This is a genomic window from Streptomyces sp. CT34, from assembly GCF_000805335.1.
In the GTDB taxonomy this organism is placed as follows: Bacteria; Actinomycetota; Actinomycetes; order Streptomycetales; family Streptomycetaceae; genus Streptomyces.
Window position 1 is genome coordinate 3,549,754 of the sequence record NZ_KN708638.1, and the last position, 16,372, is coordinate 3,566,125.

At 70.9% G+C, this 16,372-nt stretch carries 13 protein-coding genes and 2 pseudogenes; 9 read left to right on the forward strand and 6 right to left on the reverse strand.

Features of this window, described 5'->3' with window-relative positions; genetic code table 11:
* The 3 genes from RZ84_RS41140 to RZ84_RS15460 form a co-directional block, all read left to right on the forward strand.
* Nucleotides 1-420: GPP34 family phosphoprotein (locus RZ84_RS41140; protein WP_241777725.1), on the forward strand; the 420-nt coding region annotated here is incomplete at its 5' end.
* A gap of 439 nt (nt 421-859) precedes the next feature.
* On the forward strand, nt 860-1,726 hold the full coding sequence (locus RZ84_RS15455; protein ID WP_043264808.1) for a helix-turn-helix domain-containing protein: 867 nt from the start codon (nt 860-862) through the stop codon (nt 1,724-1,726).
* A gap of 208 nt (nt 1,727-1,934) precedes the next feature.
* The gene (locus tag RZ84_RS15460; RefSeq protein WP_043264809.1) at nt 1,935-2,144 is read left to right on the forward strand and encodes a DUF397 domain-containing protein; all 210 of its coding nucleotides are present in this window, start codon (nt 1,935-1,937) and stop codon (nt 2,142-2,144) included.
* Between the two features lie 125 nt (nt 2,145-2,269).
* Here RZ84_RS15460 and RZ84_RS15465 read toward each other — a convergent pair whose 3' ends face one another.
* Nucleotides 2,270-3,106 carry a hypothetical protein gene (locus tag RZ84_RS15465; protein ID WP_043264810.1) on the reverse strand — a complete coding sequence of 279 codons (837 nt, stop codon included), beginning with the start codon at nt 3,104-3,106 and terminating at the stop codon, nt 2,270-2,272.
* Nucleotides 3,107-3,303: 197 nt separating this feature from the next.
* Here RZ84_RS15465 and RZ84_RS15470 point away from each other — a divergent pair, with 197 nt between their 5' ends.
* From RZ84_RS15470 to RZ84_RS15480, 3 genes are all read left to right on the forward strand, one after another.
* Nucleotides 3,304-4,524, forward strand: coding sequence for an aminotransferase-like domain-containing protein (locus RZ84_RS15470; RefSeq protein ID WP_043264811.1), 1,221 nt, complete (start codon nt 3,304-3,306; stop codon nt 4,522-4,524).
* Nucleotides 4,525-4,729: 205 nt separating this feature from the next.
* A complete protein-coding gene (locus tag RZ84_RS15475; RefSeq protein WP_043264812.1) occupies nt 4,730-5,515 on the forward strand; it encodes an SDR family oxidoreductase in 786 nt (261 codons plus the stop codon).
* 295 nt (nt 5,516-5,810) lie between these two features.
* The gene (locus tag RZ84_RS15480) at nt 5,811-7,340 is read left to right on the forward strand and encodes a sodium:solute symporter family protein (RefSeq protein ID WP_043264813.1); all 1,530 of its coding nucleotides are present in this window, start codon (nt 5,811-5,813) and stop codon (nt 7,338-7,340) included.
* A gap of 129 nt (nt 7,341-7,469) precedes the next feature.
* Here RZ84_RS15480 and RZ84_RS15485 read toward each other — a convergent pair whose 3' ends face one another.
* Both RZ84_RS15485 and RZ84_RS15490 read right to left on the reverse strand, forming a co-directional pair.
* Nucleotides 7,470-8,591, reverse strand: coding sequence for an ADP-ribosylglycohydrolase family protein (locus RZ84_RS15485; RefSeq protein ID WP_043264814.1), 1,122 nt, complete (start codon nt 8,589-8,591; stop codon nt 7,470-7,472).
* A gap of 408 nt (nt 8,592-8,999) precedes the next feature.
* Entirely contained in the window at nt 9,000-9,218 is a 219-nt protein-coding gene (locus RZ84_RS15490) for a hypothetical protein (RefSeq protein WP_157878836.1), read from the reverse strand.
* A gap of 397 nt (nt 9,219-9,615) precedes the next feature.
* On the opposite strand from RZ84_RS15490, the gene RZ84_RS38975 reads away from it, so the two are divergent.
* Nucleotides 9,616-9,903 (forward strand): hypothetical protein, encoded by a 288-nt coding sequence (locus tag RZ84_RS38975; RefSeq protein ID WP_157878837.1) that lies wholly within the window; start codon nt 9,616-9,618, stop codon nt 9,901-9,903.
* Nucleotides 9,904-9,906: 3 nt separating this feature from the next.
* Here the strand turns inward: RZ84_RS38975 and RZ84_RS15500 are convergent, their stop codons facing one another.
* A complete protein-coding gene (locus tag RZ84_RS15500) occupies nt 9,907-10,260 on the reverse strand; it encodes a VOC family protein (RefSeq protein WP_043264817.1) in 354 nt (117 codons plus the stop codon).
* Between the two features lie 376 nt (nt 10,261-10,636).
* On the opposite strand from RZ84_RS15500, the pseudogene RZ84_RS41145 reads away from it, so the two are divergent.
* Together RZ84_RS41145 and RZ84_RS15505 are read left to right on the forward strand one after the other, a co-directional pair.
* Nucleotides 10,637-11,081: pseudogene (locus RZ84_RS41145) on the forward strand (NAD(P)-dependent oxidoreductase); the annotation flags it as partial.
* A gap of 148 nt (nt 11,082-11,229) precedes the next feature.
* Complete coding sequence (locus RZ84_RS15505) at nt 11,230-11,484, forward strand: hypothetical protein (RefSeq protein WP_043264818.1); 255 nt, start codon at nt 11,230-11,232, stop codon at nt 11,482-11,484.
* A 496-nt stretch (nt 11,485-11,980) separates the two neighbouring features.
* On the opposite strand, the gene RZ84_RS15510 is transcribed toward RZ84_RS15505, so the two are convergent.
* Together RZ84_RS15510 and fbiC are read right to left on the reverse strand one after the other, a co-directional pair.
* Nucleotides 11,981-15,547, reverse strand: coding sequence for a tetratricopeptide repeat protein (locus RZ84_RS15510; protein WP_157878838.1), 3,567 nt, complete (start codon nt 15,545-15,547; stop codon nt 11,981-11,983).
* A gap of 325 nt (nt 15,548-15,872) precedes the next feature.
* Nucleotides 15,873-16,372 (reverse strand): annotated as a pseudogene (gene fbiC / locus RZ84_RS41150) (7,8-didemethyl-8-hydroxy-5-deazariboflavin synthase); the annotation flags it as partial.

A 16,372-nucleotide genomic window follows, 5' to 3' on the forward strand; every position in this document is an offset into this window, starting at 1 on the left:
GGGCTGCCGACGACGCGCTACCAAGCGACCGAGACGGCCATCAGCCGGGAAATCAGGGCCCGGCTGGACAACGCGATCCGCACCGGCGTACCCCCGGACCCGCGGACCGCGGCGCTCGCCGCGCTGGCCCACGCGGTCGGCCTCGGCAAGCACCTCTATCCAGGGAACGAGGGGCGGTCATCGCGCTCCCGTCTCCGGGATCTGATCCGGCACGACCCGATGGGCGGACTGGTCGCGCACGCCGTCATGGATGTGCAGAACGGCGCGGCGGCACAGCCCCGGCGGGCCGCGGGCGCGGGATCGGGCGGTGGCCCGGGTGCCCGGCAGCCGGCGGTCCGGTCCGCGACCGAGGCGGCCGGTGTTCCGGTCCAGTCGCGGCGGCACGGCCACGGCAGCATGGCGCGGGTAGGCGCCCGCTGATGCCGTCGGCACCGTAGGGCGCGCAGGACGCCCCCGAGGCGCCCACCCGGCAGAAGGACGCCGCGGACAGCGGCGGAAACACGCCGTGGACAGGCGCCCGGTGATCGCGTACGAGGCCGTACGCAACGGCCGCATGCGCGACACCGGGACACGGCGCGGACCGCCGGGTACCACTGCGCACCGTCGTGTCGTCGCACCGTCGCGCCCCGGAGCAGTACCCGCACCATCGGGCAGCACCCGCACCACCGTCCCCGACCTGTTCGGGAGCCGCGGCAAGAAGACGGGGTGGTGGGCCGAGCCGTTCGGACGACGGCCGGTCCGCCACCCCGTGCGCATGTGCGCTCGCCTTCTGTGGTCAATTGACTGCGCGGCGTCCACATGAAGTGGCAGTCTGCTCAAGAGGAAACGACAGCAGTACGGACCCGGAGGTGCACTTCCCGTGGCGTCCAACGTCAATCCCACCGTCAGGCGACGCCGCTTGGGCCAGGAGCTGCGCAGGCTCCGGGAGGCCAAGGGCCTAACGGCGGAAGAGGTGGCCGAGCGGCTGCTGGTCTCCCAGTCGAAGATCAGTCGACTGGAGAACGGCCGCCGCAGCATCAGCCAGCGCGATGTCCGCGACCTGTGCGGGGTCTACGAGGTCGAGGACCACCGGATAGTGGATTCGCTGATGCAGATGGCGAAGGACTCCCGGCAGCAGGGCTGGTGGCACGCGTTCGGCGACATCCCGTACAGCGTCTACATCGGTCTGGAGACCGAGGCGGCGTCGCTGCGGACGTACGAGTCGCTGCTGGTGCCCGGCCTGCTCCAGACGCCCGGCTATGCCGAGGCGGTCATTCCCGGCGCGGTCCCGGAACTGGCGCCGGACGATCTGGAGAAGCGCATCCAGGTGCGGATGCGGCGCCAGGAGCGGGTCAACGACCCGGACCGCCCGCTGCGGTTGTGGGTGGTGCTGGACGAGAGCGCGCTGCGGCGGGTGGTCGGCAGCCACCTGATCATGCGCGAGCAGCTGGAGCAGCTCGTCGAGGTGAGCAGGCTGCCGCATGTGACGGTGCAGGTGCTGCCGTACGACACCGGTGCGCACGCCGGGATGTCGGGGACGTTCTCGATCCTGGAATTCGATGACGCCGCCGATTCGAGCGTGGTCTACATCGAGGGTGTCACCAGTGACCTCTATCTGGAGAAAACCAACGATGTGCACAAATACACCATCATGTACGAGCATCTTCGGGCGCAGGCGTTGAGTGCGGACGCCAGCCGGGAGTTCATCGCGGAGGCGGCCAAGCGGCATGCGGATGCGATGAGTTGATGCCGAGGGAGCAGGCCCGGACAGTTCCGGGAGCGCGGAATGTTGAATTCCGTTTAATCGGGCGCACGGTACACCTGAGCCACCATCCACGAAAAGCGATTACGGAATACGCCATTCGGACGGGTGAACGGCCTCTGCGGCTCGTGATGTTGGCGCGTAGCGTCGGTCTCACCGAATCCGCGGTAACTCAGAGTAAGTTGGAGTGAAAATGGCCGTTCAGCCCAATTCCGCGTTCTCCTGGACCAAGTCCTCGTACTCCGGCGGCAACGGCGCCTGCGTGGAGATCGCCGTACCGACCACCGCGGCGATCGCGGTGCGTGACTCCAAGGATCCCGAGGGTCCGCGTCTGACGTTCGACACCGCCTCCTGGAGCAGCTTCGTGTCGGACGTCGCCGGTCGCGCGTTCGACCTGTCCTGATCTGAGCCGTCACCGACCACAGTCCGTGTGACCGCACCGCAGATACGAGCCCTCTCGACTGGATCGCCGTCCCGGCCGAGGGGGCTCGGCCATGTCCGCCCACGGGACGCGAACAGCGCCGCCCGTCAGCGGAGTTCGGCCACGTAGCGGTCCGTTCCCGGGACGGTCGGGACGAACGGCGCCACCAGCTCGACGCGGCCGAGGCCGGACGCTCCGACCTCGGAGTCCAGGCCGGTGAAGTGCTCCGCCCAGACATCGCGCGGGTCCTCCTGGAGGAACCACAGCAGGGTCAGCCGGGTGTCGACGCCCTCGACCTGCCGGACGTACGCCATCCGATCCGCGGGCAGCGGGGTCGGCCGGAAGACGGTGACCAGCGCCGACGGCGAGCCCGCCAGGCGGCGCGGGAGACGGCGGGAGCGCAGCCACTCCAGGAGTTCGGCGCGCCGCTCGGGCCCGTCCGTGTCGATCACCTCCAACACCAGCCCCACGTACGGGTGGTCCAGCGCATGGAAGTCGCGGGGGCCCGCCGTACCGTCCCGGTAGACCGTCGCCTCGTGGTCCTGGAAGGCCGTGAAGACGTGCGTGCGGTCCTGGTAGACGCGGCCGTCGCGATTGAGGCGCCGGTTGATGCCGACGGTCCACTTCATGTGGGCGTCGTAGCGGCCTTCGGTGAGCCAGTACGTGGAGAGGTAGCAGCCGGCGGTGACCGGCCGGGCGACCGCGGACTCCTCGGGGTAGCGCAGGAGTTGCAGCTGGCGGGTGGCGACCCAGCGGCGGCCGGCGAAGATCCAGGGCATCGCCATCGCGCCGGCGATGTAGTGGTCGTCCTCGTACCAGCGGTTGTAGGCGTGTTCGTGGCCGGGATGGGGTTCGACCATGGTGATCAGGGCGTGGCCGGGGTGGACGCCGTACGGGCCGGTGGCGGCCAGGGCGGCGTAGGCGGCGAGGTCGTCGGTCGTCATGGCACCGGTTTAGCTGATGCTTCGTCAGAAGTGGAGAGGGTCGGCGGGAAGGAGGTCCCGGTGGGCGGGGAGCGACGGTCGCGCGAGGGGCGGCTCAGCATGCGGGCGGCACTGCACGGCGGCCGGAAATCGACATAGGCTGCGTGGCGCCTGCAACTAACGACGGTTAACCCAGATCACGAGCGATTGGAGCCGCCATGCCGGACGCGTCCCCGGACCGCACCGCCCCCGTTCCCGAGTTGGCCGCGCGCGCGGCGCGGACCGGCAGCTCGCCCGTACGCGACATCCTGGCCCTCACCTCCCGCCCCGAGGTCATCTCGTTCGCGGGCGGGCTGCCCGCGCCCGAACTCTTCGACGCCGAGGGGATAGCCACCGCCTTCCAACAGGTGCTGGCCGAGGCGCCGCAGCGCGCCCTCCAGTACTCGCCCAGCGAAGGCGACCCCGATCTGCGGGCGGCCGTCGCGGCCCGCAGCACCGCCCGCGGACTGCCCACCGACCCCGACGACCTGCTGATCACCACCGGCTCCCAGCAGGGGCTGACACTGCTGGCCACGGCCCTGTTGGAGCCGGGCGACGTGGTGCTCGTCGAGGACCCCTGCTATCTGGCGGCGCTCCAGATCTTCTCGCTCGCGGGCGCCCGCGTGGTGCCGGTGCCGACCGACGACGAGGGCATCGACCCGGCCGCGCTGGACGAGATCGCCGCCCGCGAGCAGCCCCGGCTGCTCTATATCGTCCCGACGTTCCAGAACCCGACCGGCCGCACCCTGTCCGCCGAGCGGCGGGCCGCGGTCGCCGAGGTCGCCGCCCGGCGCGGACTGTGGATCGCCGAGGACGACCCGTACGGGGAGCTGCGCTTCGAGGGCGAACCGCAGCCGTGGATCGCGTCCTTCCCCGGGGCCGAGGACCGCACCGCGCTGCTCGGTTCGTTCTCCAAGGTGATGGCCCCCGGACTGCGGCTGGGCACGCTGCGGGCGCCGGCCGTACTGCGCCGCGCCTGCGTGATCGCCAAGCAGGCCGCCGATCTGCACACCTCGACCGTCGACCAGGCCGCCGCCGCACGGTACTTGGCGATCGCCGACCTGGACGCCCATCTGGTGCGGGTCCGCGACGCCTACCGCGAGCGGCGCAACGCGCTGGTGGACGGGCTGGCCGGGGCGCTCCCCGAGGGCTCGCGGTGGAACCGCCCGGCGGGCGGGATGTTCGTGTGGGCGACACTGCCGGCGGGGTACGACGCGACGGCGCTGCTGCCGAAGGTGGTGCGGCACGATGTGGCGTACGTCCCGGGAGCGCCGTTCTTCGCGGGCCGGCCGGACCCCGCGGCGATGCGACTGTCGTTCGTCACGCACCCGCCGGAGGAGATCACGGAGGGCCTGGTGCGGCTGCGCAAGGCGCTGGCGGAGGCTCACGGGGAGGGGTGACCAACGGCAGTCCATGCGGCGCGGGCCGGTGCACACCTCTGGCCTTCCCCGCCCTCCGGCCCTACCCTGGCGCCGCGTCTTTACTACTGACGGTACCTCAGATTTGTTTAGTCGATACTGGCGGCGCATCAGATCCATTACTGACGGTGCATTAGATCTGTCAGCTCGTGTCGGGTCATGACGGCCGGGACCGGCGGGAGGCCGCATGCTGCTGCGCGACAGGACCGTCATCGTCTCCGGCGTCGGGCCCGGACTCGGCCACCGGGTCGCGGCGGCCTGCGCACGGGACGGGGCGCGCGTCGTCCTCGGCGCGCGCACGGCGGAGAACCTCGCCTCCGCCGCGGCCCGCATCGACCCCTCGGGCGAGCGGACGGCCTGGCGGGCCACCGACATCGGCGACGAGGCGCAGTGCACCGCGCTGGCGGAGCTGGCCGTGAAGCGGTTCGGCGGGATCGACGCGGTGATCCATGTCGCCGCGCTGGACACGTACTTCGGCGGGTTGCGGGACGCCGACTTCGACGCCTGGCAGCGGGTCGTGGACGTCAACCTCTTCGGCACGCTGCGGATGGCCCGCGCTTGTCTGCCCTCGATGACGGCGCGCGGCGGCGGCTCGGTGGTGATCATCGGCACCCAGTCGTCGGTAGCCGCGCCCTCGCAGGTCCGGCAGGCGGCCTACGCGGCGTCCAAGGGCGGACTGGTCTCGGCGATGTACTCGCTGGCGCGCGAGCTGGGGCCGGACCGGATACGGGTCAACACCGTGCAGCCCGGCTGGATGTGGGGCCCGCCGGTCGAGGCGTACGTACGGCTCACGGCGCAGGCCGAGGGCGTACCGGAGTCCGAGGTGCTGGGGCGGCTCGTCGGGCGGATGGCGTTGCCGGAGCCGGCGACGGACGCGGACGTGGCGGAGGCGGCGGTCTTCCTGGCCTCGGACCGGGCGCGGGCCATCACGGGGCAGTCGCTGCTGGTCAACGCCGGGGAGCTGATGCGGTAGGGCCTCTCCGGCCCTGACCCGTCGGACCGGTCCTACCTCCGCGAGCAAGGTGTTCTGTGGGTTCTGTGCGTTCCATGTGTTCTGTGCGTTCTGTGTGTGCCATGCGTTCCGCACGTTCGTTTTACTGACTTCCGTTCATACCCATGACCGTCAACACCCTTGACCGGCAAGCTCGTCGAACGGTTCAATCCCCGGAGTTCCCTGCTCCCGAGCGGGTACTCGGCACCGCAGGACCGCGTCACGGCGAAGTGATTCCACATCCGGAGCGTTCACAGGGCGGACCCCTGGAGGGGGCATGAACAGTCTCGACGGGGCCGTGCTCATCGGCTACTTCGGCGTGATGATCGCGATCGGTCTGTGGTCGCACCGGCGGGTGGACGACGTCAGCGACTTCTTCACCGCCGGCGGCACGATGCCGTGGTGGCTCTCCGGCATCTCGCACCACATGTCCGGCTACAGCGCGGTGATGTTCACCGGCTACGCGGGCATCGCCTACCGGTACGGCATCACCTCCTATGTGACCTGGGCCTTCCCCGTCGCCGTCGGAATCGCCATCGGGGCCCGGCTGTTCGCGGGCCGGCTCAACCGGCTGCGGTCCCGCCTCGGGGTCGCCTCGCCGCTGGAATACCTCAAGAACCGCTACGACCTGCCGACGCAGCAGGCGCTCGCCTGGTCGGGAGTACTGCTGAAGGTCGTGGACGTGGGCGCCAAGTGGGCGGCGATCGCCACCCTGCTGTCCGTGTTCACCGGTCTCTCGCTCAACCAGGGCATTCTCATCACCGGCGTGATCACCGGCATCTACTGCACGGTCGGCGGGCTGTGGGCGGACGCCCTGACCGAACTGGGGCAGTTCGTCATCCAACTGGTGGCCGGGGTCGCGATGCTGGTGACGGTGCTCGGCGAACTGGGCGGCGCCGGCGGGCTGTGGACGGTCTGGGACCGGTTGCCGGACGGGCACTCCCGGCCGACCGCCGGCCCGTACACCCTGGCCTTCCTGCTCGCCTACCTCTTCATCAAGACCTTCGAATACAGCGGCGGGATGTGGAACCAGGCGCAGCGCTACATGGCCACCCGCGACGCCCGGGAAGCCCGGCGCTCGGCGCTGCTGTCGGCGGCGCTGTGGCTGGTCTGGCCGGTGGTCCTCTTCTTCCCGATGTGGGCCGCGCCGCTGCTCGTCACGGCGCGCCGGCCCGACGCATCGGACGCGTACGCGCTGCTGACCGAACGGCTGCTGCCGCACGGCCTGTTGGGGCTGGTCGTCGTCGGCTTCTTCTCCCACACGATGGCCATGTGCTCCTCGGACGCCAACGCCGTCTCCGCGGTCTTCACCCGGGACATCGCACCGGCGGTGTCGTCGCGGGCCCGGGACTGGTCCCACCGGAGGGGGCTGCTGGCCGCCCGGCTGTCGACGGTGTGCTTCCTCGCGCTGTCGATGGCCATCGCGACCCAGGTCAACTCGCCCACGTTCAAGGACATCATCACCGTCGTCATCAAGTGGGTGGCCGGACTGGTCGGGCCGATCTCGATCCCGTTCCTGCTGGGGACGGTGCCGGCCTTCCGCCGGTCGGGTCCGACGGCGGCGCTGGTGTCCTGGGCGGCCGGGCTGTTCGCGTTCTGGCTGACCAACTACGGCATCGCCGGCGGCCGGTTGCAGGTGCAGATCGCGGCACCGGTGGCGACATCGCTGCTGCTGTTCGCGGCGATCGGCCTGATCAGGCCGGAAGCCACCCCGGAACGGGATGCGGTACTGGCGCGGCTCAATGAGGGGGGCGCGGGGGGGCTTCTAGGGGCGGGGACTTCTAGGGGTGGGGACTTCCGGGCGTGAGGACCTCCGGGCGTGAGGACTTCCGGGCGTGAGGGGACGGGGTGCGGGTGCAGGTGCGGGGTGCGGGGTGGTGCGTGGGGAGGTGTGCGGGGGCTCCAGGGGGGTGAGGAGGCGGGCCGGCGTTGCGGGTCAGGCGCGCGGGTAACGGGCGAGCCAGCCCGGTGACGAGCCGGCGGGGCCATGCAGCGCGGGGCCCTGGGTCATCTCCATGGCGAAGTCGTCGGCGAGCTGCAAGATCGTGTCCCGGCCCTCCAGTTCGACCAGCCACACGGGCGGCAGGGCGGTCTCACCGTGCAGCGTGCCCAGCAGGTTGCCGCAGATGGCGCCGGTCGAATCGCTGTCGCCGCCGTGGTTGACGGCGAGCAGCAGCCCGTGCCGGACGTCCTCGGCGACCAGGGCGCAGTACACCCCGATGGCCAGCGCTTCCTCGGCGGTCCAGCCCTCGCCCAGCGACGCCACCCGGGCGGGCGTCGGCATGCCCTGCCGTACGGCGCCGAGGGCACGCTTGAGGGCGTCGGTGGTCTCCTCGTGGCCGGGGCGGGTGGCCAGATGCGCCAGTGCCTTCTGGACGGCGCCGTCCAGACCCTCACCGCGGGCCAGGGAGTGGCTGATCACCGCGAACGCGCCGGCCGCCAGATAGCCGGTGGGGTGGCCGTGGGTCTGCGCCGCGCACTCGACGGCGAGCTGGAAGACCAACTGCGGCTCCCAGCCGACCAGCAGGCCGAACGGCGCGGAGCGCATCACCGCGCCGCACCCCTTGGAGTCCGGGTTCTTCGGCTTGTCGAGGGTGCCCATGACATCGTCGCCGAGGCCGCTGAGGCAGGCCCGGCCGGGGGCCCGGCGGGAGTAGAGCCACTCCTCGCGGGCCAGCCAGCCGTCGTCCTCCTTGCGTTCGTCGGGGCCCCAGTCGTGCTGGGTGGCGGCCCAGCGGAGGTAGGCGCGGTGGACGTCGGTGGGCGGGTGCCAGGCCCCGGTGTCGCGGCGGACCTGCGCGCGTATCAGGCCGTCCACGGTGAACAGGGTCATCTGGGTGTCGTCGGTGACCGCACCGCGCCGCCCGAAGGCGGGCACGAAGTCGGTCACCCCCTCCTGGCCGTGCGCCTCGCGGATCGCGTCGAGCGAGTCGAATTCGATGCCCGCGCCGAGCGCATCGCCGATGGCGCCGCCCAGCAGACAGCCGCGCACCCGGCTACGGAAGTCCTGCTGTTCGGCGCGGCCCCAGATAGCGGTGTTGCCCGCCGCTGCGCTCATGCCGAAACCCCGCTCCGCTCGGCCTCGCATTCGCGCGGCGCGCACCTTTCAAGGGCTCGCTCACTGCGCTCGCTCACTGCGCCCTCCCGACGCTCACAAGGTCCCGGGGCCTTGCGGCGCCCCTGGCGCAGCACTGTAATCGACCGGGAATGATCGAATACGGGCCAGGTTCGTATTGTGAGCAGTCACTCTCCGAGCGTGTTTTGACCTGCTCTTTTCGCGATTCACATGTCGTAGCTTGCGCAGCTTTAGCACCTTTCGCAGCTTCAACACCTTTGGCGGCCTTGGCACCTGGCGCAATGCGTCATGAGGACTCTCGTGACTCCTCATGACTCCGGCCGCGACACCGCCCGCTACACCGCCTCTCGCCCGGTGCGGGGTACCCGGTGCGGGGCACGCAAGTGCGGGTCACGCGGTACGGGGCACGCGGTACGGGGCCGACTGCGACACCGGGACGGGTACGTACGCCGCCGTGACACCGCCCTGGGACGGTGTCACGGCTGCCATGTCGTCGAGCCGGAGCAGGCCCTGGCCGACGCCCCTGTCCCCGACCGGCTCCGGTTCGGCGGCGAGGTCGACATCTACGCGAACGAGACCGGCCGCGACCTCAACGACGCACGACAGCAACAACGCACGACAGCGCCAGGCTCGCCAGGGCCGGCGGGGCCGCCAGGCTCGCCAGGCCCGAGCAGCCCACCGTTACTGGCCCAAGCACCTGGTCGACCCTGCCCAACTCGAACTCTTCCCCGCCCCGGAACGAAACCGGAACGCGATTCGACCACCCCGGACTGCTGAAGATCAGCCCCGAGGCACAGGAGATCGTCGACGAACTCGCCCAGCTCGCCCGAGCACAGTCGTGGACCGGCGCGCCCCGTAAGGAGAGCCTTCGCACCCTGCGGGTGCTGCTGGACCGGCTCGGCACCCGCACCCCGATTCGCGAGTGCGGTGAGGGACGGCAAGCGGCCCTCACCGGCCCACCGGCCCATGCCCTGGAAACACCATCCGGGACTACATGCTCCACGTCGTGGCCTTCCTGGCCATCGTGGCTTACCTGGCCCTCGTGGCCGTCATGGCCTTCCTGGACACCTGGGACCACCTCACCTCACTCAACGAAGTCACCGAAAATGAGGTGAAGTCGGCCGCCGTCAACTACCCGAAGGACAAGCTCGCCCTCGTAACTGATCGCTGTTTAGCTGATCACGTTCGCGTGTACCCGGTTGGGGAGAAAACCTCGTACCCCGACAACACCGCGATCCACTACGCCCGCGCCGCCCACCCCGGATGCTTCACCCTCGACCCCGCCCAGGCGTGAGCCCTACTGGCGCCGCTGGCCAAGGACACAGAACTCGTTACCTTCGGGGTCTGCCAACACAACCCACGATTGCTCACCCTGGCCGATATCAACATGCCGTGCGCCATGAGCCACCAGACGAGCCACCTCGGCGTCCTGGTCATCAGGCCTGAAGTCGAGATGCAGTCGGCTCTTGGCCTTCTTGCTCTCACCAAGCCGGACGAACTCCAACCCCGGCATGCGATCCGGCTCCGGGCGGATCTCGAACTCCTCATCGGAGGAGTGGACCACAACCCAACCAAGAGCCGTAGCCCACCACTGCCCCAAGGCCACCGGATCTTCCGAGTGAACAATTACCTGTTCCCATTCCAAGGTCATCTGCCGAGATTAGACGTGCCAGGGCTTGGAACAACAGGCACTCAGGCCACCCTGATCGGACTGAACCCGAGCGTGCTTCCCCTCGCGGAGCCACCGCCACCCGCAGGTTCGGCACACACCGACGTTCAGGTTCCGCAGACCCGCTGGTTCCGGGCTACGACGCCTGCTGCGCCCTCTGCGGGCCCGTCCTCCGTTCCACGCTGCGCCGTACTCGACGACTATCAGCTCGACGACTATCAGGGCGTCGCCCTCTCTCTGGCCGCCTGGTCCCCACCGGCGGGCGCCGTGGACGTCCGCGTGCCGCGGGAACCGTTCCGGTCCGAGGACGAGGCGGTCGCGGCGATCGAGGCGATCGAGGCGATCGACGACCGCGAGACTCGTGACCTGGAGTCAGCACCTCACCGCCGAACGCACGGCGAAGACCGGTGTGCGTGCCACCGCCACCAAGGAAGAGCTCCTGGAGACCAGCGACTTCGTCTCCTTACACCTCGTCCCGAGTGACCGCACCCGCGGGCTGCTCGGCGCCCCCGAACTCCGCCGGATGCGCCCCACCGGCTACCTCGTCAACACCTCCCGCCCCGCCATCGTCGATCAGCCCGCGTTCCTCCATGCCCTCCGCGAACACTGGACCGCCGGCACCGGCTGGACGTCTACGACCACGAACCCCTGCCCGCCGACGCCCTGTTGCTCACCCTCCCGAACGTCCTCGCCCTCCCCCACCTCGGCTACGTCACCCGCCGCGACTACGAGGGCTAATTCCGCCAAACCGTGGAAACATCACCGCTTACGTGAAAGGGGAACCGATCCCCCAACTGGGCTGAATCTGCGGGGGCTTCCTCCCCTCCCCCCGGCCCCCCGCCCCCGCCCCGCCCCACCCTCCCCTCACCCCTCGTCCACCCCAGGCCCACCTCTCGCCCCTCGTCCCTCCGTTCGATGATGGCGGCGCCCTGCGTTGGGCATGCTCTCCCCATGTCCGAGTACGAGTGGGATCGCACCACCATGGCCGTCGTCGCCTCCGCACTCTCCGGCGACAGCGACGGTGCGGTGGAACTCCTCCGGCCGCTCCCGCAACGCGACGTCTGCCATGTCGCAGTGCGGCTGGCCGCCATGGCGGCCGACGCCCTGATCGTCGCCGCCCAAGACGCCGGTGGCGACCGCGAGGAAGCACTGTCGCAGTGGCAGCAGTGCATCCTGCAACACGAGGCGGAGTACGAAGGAGAGTGACCGACCCGCCGGCACGTTCCGGGACGGCGGACCCGACTCGTCCGACCTGGCCGGCAGACGATCCGCACCCCGCACGCTCCGGTCAACCAGGGCCGCGCCACCCCGGTCGTCCACAACCCGCACCGACCTGATCAGCCGCGGCCTCATCGGCCCACCCATCAGGAATACGCCAACCTGGCCCGCCGGAACGGCACGATCTCGGCCAATCATGACCACGCCAACTCGACGGGTCGGGGCACGCCAACCCGACCGGTCGGGTTCGCCCGGGCCCCGCCATCTGTCTCAGCCCTGCCCCGTCTCCCTTCAGGTATGCGTGTACTCCATCTGTCCCTCTTCAGGTATGGGTGTGCCCCATCAGGTGCTGCGCCATCAGTCACTCACCCATCAAGTGCGCGATGCCCGACCTGTCAGGCCCGCGACGCCTTCCCTCCAAGGGCCCTCCAAGGGCCCTTGGAGGGGCGCCTCGCCGCCTCCCTCTCGGTCGGTCGCAGCCACGTCACTCATCCCGCCCGGGGGCGGGACCGAGACCGGGACCGTGGATGGGACCAGGATCGGGACCGTGGACGGGATCGGGATCGGGAACCGAGACGGGAACCGGACCCGGTGCGGCGGCGGTCGCCCGCATCTGGCGTATCAGCCCGTCCCGTATCGCCTCCAACCGCTCGGTATCCACGCCTTCCAACTCCATGAGATCGCGCACCCCCAGTTCGGTCTCGGCTATGGCCTCCCAAGCCCCCTCACTTGCCAGGAGTTCTGCGGAAACGGCCTCTGCACCGGCCCAGTCGCCCTGCGCGCACCGGCTGACGACGGCCACCACAGCTGTGCCTATCAGCCCCTTCCGCTCTGCCGCAGCCCTCGGCGCCGCTGCTCGCAGTTGCTCCCAGACGGGCGCGGCTGCCTCCACCCCGCCCTCCCGACCGGCGATCAATGCCTCCTCGTAGCGGACGAGCAGTCCGACCGACGCGAGGTCTACGGCGTCCCCCACTGCCGCCGCTGAGGTCGGCGCGGGGTCTGCTGACGCTCCGGACGCCTCGGATATCGCGGGCGTCGTGCCTGGGCCTGCCGCGGTATGTCGCTCCTCGTCGGCCAAGCCGCGGGCCGCCTCGACCGCATGCCGTGCCGCATCGAGGCGCCCGGCCCGGCGCAAGCACCCCGCCCTGAGCAGCAACAGCGCCGCAGCGACAGGTCCGGGGACGGCAGTTGAGGCACCCGCACCCGCACCCGCACCCGCACCAAGCGTCGCCGGCTCCTCCGAGACTGTTTGGCCCGTCACGCGCAAGGCCCGGTCGATGTCGGCCAGGGCGCGGCGCTCTTCGCCCCACAGGACATGGGCCTTGGCTCGCCGGGCGAGCGTAGGGGCGAGGTCGGCGCCGAGTGCCAGGGCCCGGTCGAAGTCCGCGAGTGCCTGGGTGTATTGGCCCAGCCGGCGGCGCACATCACCGCGCATTGCCCACACCCGGGCATCGTCCGAGCAGATCTCCAGCGAACGGTCCAGCGCGGCCAGAGCCTCCTCATGGCGTCCCAGGAGGCGCAGGATGCCGCCTCGTGCCATATGGCCCCAGGCATACGCCGGGTCGATGGCGAGGGCCCGGTCGACATCGGTCAGTGCTTCCGCACAGCGGCCCACACCGAGGAGGATGTTGCAGCGTTCGGCCCAGATCCAGGGGTCGTTCGGTTGGAGTTCGGCGGCGCGGCCGAGGGCGGCAAGGGCATCGTCGTGGCGGCCCATGACGTGCAGGGTGATGCCGCGCCGGGCGTACGCCCAGACGTAGCCCGGATTGACGACCAGGGCGCGGTCGAACTCGGCCAGGGCCTGCTCGTGCCGCCCCATGGCGCGGTAGACGGCTCCCCGTTCGGCCATCGCCCAGGCGTACTGCGCCTTGATCTCGATGGCGCGCGCCAGACCGGCGAGCGCTTCCTCGTGGCGGCCGAGCCGGCGGAGGCAGACGGCGCGGCTGGCGATGGTGAACGCGTGCCGCGGATCGATCTCCAGGGCCCGGTCGAAGTGGGGCAGGGCGTCTTCGAAGCGGCCCATGAGGCGGTATGCCTCGCCGAGTTGGGATACCGCCTCCAGGGAATCCGGGGCGATTGCCAGTGCGCGGGTGTAGTCCTCGGCGGCCCGCTCGAAGGAGCGCAGATAGCGGTGGGTCAGGCCACGTCCGATCAGCGCGGGGACGTTGCCGGGGTCCAGCTCCAGACAGCGGTCGAAGTCGGCGAACGCCCGCTCCCAGGATTCGGCCCGCCGGTGCTCGCGCCCCCTGATCCGATGGATACGGGCGATACGGGCCTGTTCGACCGCTGCCGGCCCGGGACGCGCGAGCAGCGCGGTCAGCACATCGGCCAAAACCCCGCCACCGGCACTGTCACCGTCTCGGTTGCCGATCGCGGTGAACAGCCGGGTACCCCACTCCGCCACCTCCGTCGCTCCGGCGTCCTCGCCCGCCTGCCGGATGTTCTCCGCCACGCGGCGAACCGCGGACGGCTTGTACTCGGCAGCGTCCAGCACATCGCCCAGAGCCTCGGGCAGAGCGGCCCGCGGATCCGCGCACAGCGAGTGGTACATCTCCCGTAGCCGCCACTCCCGTTGCCGGTCGTCGCCCCAGAGATCGGCGGAGGAGGCGGCGGGGGTCGCGGGGTCGGCGCCGTTGGTGATCGGGGGCGTACCCGCGGGGGCACGCGCGCCCGTGTCGTCCCGCACATCCGTCCCGGTCCGCACCACCGTGTTGTCCCGGGCCGCCGCCCGATCCGTACGCCGCCGTCGGGCCGCGTCGGCGAGGTTGCGGTGGCGGGCCGTCCAGGTCTGCGGTGATCTGCGCCGCTGGAGACGCAGCATCGCCGTGCGCACCACCTCGTGGTATTGCCAGTGCCCGGCGCGGTCGGCCACGAAGGGCAGTCCGCACAGCCAGCCGAACTGTTCGGCGGCGGCCGCGTCCACCGCGGCCCGGAAGATGTCCTCGTCCAGGTGGCGCGGCAGGGCGGCTGCCAGTGCCGCTTCCCGGCGGACCGGGTCCGACTCCCACTTCAGGAAGCGTTCGACGGCCGTGTCACTGGGGTCGTCGACGGCCTCGGCGGCCTGCGGACGATGCTCGGCAAGGGTGGAGACCAGCACGGGCAGGCCACCGGAGAGCCGCAGGATCATCTCGATCACGCGCTCGTCCGCGATGCCCCGGGTCGCCAGGAACTGCCGCGCCTCGGCTGTGGTGAACGCGTCCAGCGGGAGGTCCGCCACGCAGTCCAGATAGTCGGCCCAGCAGCGAGGGTCCAGCGTGGTCTGCCCGGCGAGGGTCACCACGACATTGGGTGCCAGCGGGCCGTACCGGTCGCTGACCAGGACGTCGCGCAGCCAGGTGTCCAGCAGCGGGCCGGTCCGTTCGTACGTGTCGAAGAAGAGGGCCAGCCAGGGCACTTCGTCGGCGACGGCGCTCATCTCGCGGACGAACACCGGCGTGAGGACCTGGAGCGGCGACAGCACCAGCCGTACGTCGTCGTGGTTGCGCAGCCGGGCGCTGATCAGCCCGCGCAACCGGTCCGCGCCGCGGGCCACCTGGCCGGGGTCCAGCGCCCCCGTGACGGCGCCGACGCCGGGCAGCAGGCCGAGGCCGGCCAGCCCGGCCTGAGCGGCGATCATGCTGCCGGGCGACGGGGCTGCGCCCTGCGGGTCCCCCGGGTCGGCCGTTCCGTCCGCGGCAGCCGCCGCCGACTCGGCTTCGTGGCGCCGCTCCCGGTAAGTGGCGATGAGCTTGTCGAAGACCTTTAACGGGCGCCCCTGGGCGGCCAGTTGGTCGCTGACCGCCGCCATCGCCTCGGGGGCGCCGTGCACCGCCTCGTCGGCGTACGCGGTCAGCGCGCCGTGTTCGCGCGCGATCTCCTCCAGCTGCCGGACCAGGGACGTCTTTCCGACGCCCGCCTGGCCGTGCACATGGAACAGGAACTGGTGCGCCGGGTCCTCCGCGGCGCGGGCGAAGTTGTCGCGGAAGGCGGCGAGTTCACCGCGCCGTCCGACGAATCCCTCCCTGCGCCGGAGCCGGATCAGCTCCTGCCGCGACATTCTGCTGCGGTCCACCGTTTCCACCCCCGTGCGTCGGCGTTCTGCGGCCGGCTCGTCCGGCCTTGTTTCCGCAGATTAACCGCCGGCAGCGCCGAGCATCCGGGCCTGTGGATAACCTCCGGCAACTCGCCGACCCGGCCGGTGAATTACGCAGCACGGCGCACCGGCCTGTGGACAACTGCGGGGATGGCCGGGGTAGCCGGGATGGCTCGGGACAGCTGCCGTCAACCGCCTCCTGGCAGCGGGCCGCCCGCCCGTCCCGGGCCGCCCGCTGCCGGCTCGCCCACTCTCCTCCCGACTCTTCCAGCTCCCCCGGTTCCCAGGGCCCTCCGGCCCCTGCCTACTCCACCACCGGAAGCAGTTCCGGCAGGTGGCCGTCCGAGGCGACGGCGGCGGCCTGGCGTTCGGCGGGGACGCGGGCGTAGGTCGTGGTGCGGGGGCGGGCCGGGCGGCCGGCCAGCTCGGCGATGGCCACCAGGTCCTGGATGGAGCGGTATGAGCCGTAACTCGATCCGGCCATACGGGAGATGGTCTCCTCCATCAGGGTGCCGCCGAGGTCGTTGGCTCCGGAGCGGAGCATTTCGGCGGCGCCCTCGGTGCCCAGCTTGACCCAGCTGGTCTGGATGTTGGTGATGTGGGGGTGGAGCAGGATCCGGGCCATGGCCGTCACCGCGCGGTTGTCGCGGGTGGTGGGGCCGGGGCGGGCGATACCGGCGAGGTAGACGGGGGCGTTGGTGTGGATGAAGGGGAGGGTGACGAATTCGGTGAAGCCGCCGGTCTCCTGCTGCATCCGGGCCAGCAGGCGGAGGTGGCCGAGCCAGTGGCGGGGGGGGGGCCCCC

Coding starts and splice junctions, on each gene's coding strand:
- RZ84_RS15465 (WP_043264810.1), bottom strand. CDS start 3,106: ATGACGACCGACGACCTCGCCGCCTACGCCGCCCTGGCCGCCACCGGC.
- RZ84_RS15460 (WP_043264809.1), top strand. CDS start 1,935: ATGGCCGTTCAGCCCAATTCCGCGTTCTCCTGGACCAAGTCCTCGTAC.
- RZ84_RS15480 (WP_043264813.1), top strand. CDS start 5,811: ATGAACAGTCTCGACGGGGCCGTGCTCATCGGCTACTTCGGCGTGATG.
- RZ84_RS15500 (WP_043264817.1), bottom strand. CDS start 10,260: ATGACCTTGGAATGGGAACAGGTAATTGTTCACTCGGAAGATCCGGTG.
- RZ84_RS15475 (WP_043264812.1), top strand. CDS start 4,730: ATGCTGCTGCGCGACAGGACCGTCATCGTCTCCGGCGTCGGGCCCGGA.
- RZ84_RS15505 (WP_043264818.1), top strand. CDS start 11,230: ATGTCCGAGTACGAGTGGGATCGCACCACCATGGCCGTCGTCGCCTCC.
- RZ84_RS15470 (WP_043264811.1), top strand. CDS start 3,304: ATGCCGGACGCGTCCCCGGACCGCACCGCCCCCGTTCCCGAGTTGGCC.
- RZ84_RS15485 (WP_043264814.1), bottom strand. CDS start 8,591: ATGAGCGCAGCGGCGGGCAACACCGCTATCTGGGGCCGCGCCGAACAG.